At 70.9% G+C, this 1,089-nt stretch carries 1 protein-coding gene; it reads left to right on the forward strand.

Annotated elements, in window-relative coordinates; genetic code table 11:
* Positions 1-226: 226 nt before the first annotated feature.
* Positions 227-916, forward strand: coding sequence for a TetR/AcrR family transcriptional regulator (locus tag GVN67_RS29025; protein ID WP_235035614.1), 690 nt, complete (start codon positions 227-229; stop codon positions 914-916).
* The last annotated feature ends 173 nt before the right edge of the window (positions 917-1,089 follow it).

A 1,089-nucleotide genomic window follows, 5' to 3' on the forward strand; every position in this document is an offset into this window, starting at 1 on the left:
GGGCAGGCTGGGCGAAAGCGGGGGTTGAGAAGGACATCGGGGCCGCCACGGCGAGGGCCAGCAGCGGAAGGGTCTTGCGGAAGGGGGTCGGCATGGCCAATCTCCGGGGCCGGATGATACCGACCGGTTCGTCCCTATTGATACGAACCGTTCGGTATCATTGCAAGAGCCCGCCGATCAGGGTTCCTTCGCAATTGCGAGAACGAGAAGCCGAGGAGACGATTCAGTGGCCGATGCCCCGGGGAGATGGACCGCCGAGCTGCCGGTGGCGTTTTCCCCCGACCAACCGCCGGCCGAGCCGGTGGGGACCGACCGCCCCTTCGGCGAGCCGCGCGCCCGTGCCGTGACCCGCGACCCCCGCCCCGCCGCCCAGCGGGTGCGCGATGCGGCGAAGGAGCTGTTCTACCGCCAGGGCATCCGCGCCACCGGGGTGGAGGAGGTCTGCCGCGTCGCCGGCACCACCAAGATGAGCCTGTACCGCGCCTTCCCGTCGAAGGATGCGCTGGTCGAGGCGATCCTGATGGAGGATTGCGAGGCCGAGGCCTGCTGGTACGCCCATGCGCTGCACCCCTCGGTGCCGGCGCGCGACCGGCCGATGGCCTATCTGGCCGCCGCCGCCGCCGAGCTGCGCGCGCCCGGCTTCCGCGGCTGCCCGACCGGGCTCGCCATCGTCGAATTCCCCGACCCCGACCACCCGGCCCGCAAGGTGGCCGATGCCCGCAAGCACCAGATCCGCGACCTGCTGCGCCGCATCTGCGCCGAGGCCGGCGGGCCGGAATGCCTGGGCGACGGGCTGCTGCTGCTGATGGAGGGGGCCTTCGCCGCCGTTCCCTATCTGGGCGGCGAGGCCACCGCCGCCGCGCTGGAGCAGGCCGGCCGCACATTGCTCGATTCGGCGCTGCCGCCGGCCGGGTGATTAGGCGGGATCGCTGATCCTGCCTTGATGAAACGGAAAAGAGCGGCGCCGGGGCAGCGACCCCGGCGCGGCTGTCATTGCACCCGGCCGAGGCTCAGGTCAACGGCAAAATGTTCTTGATCTGTTCCTTGATCCGGCTATGAGTCGGGCCATGCCCCGACCCTCCCCAACCC

This window comes from Roseomonas sp. 18066 (genome assembly GCF_902706185.1).
Lineage (GTDB): Bacteria > Pseudomonadota > Alphaproteobacteria > Acetobacterales > Acetobacteraceae > Pseudoroseomonas.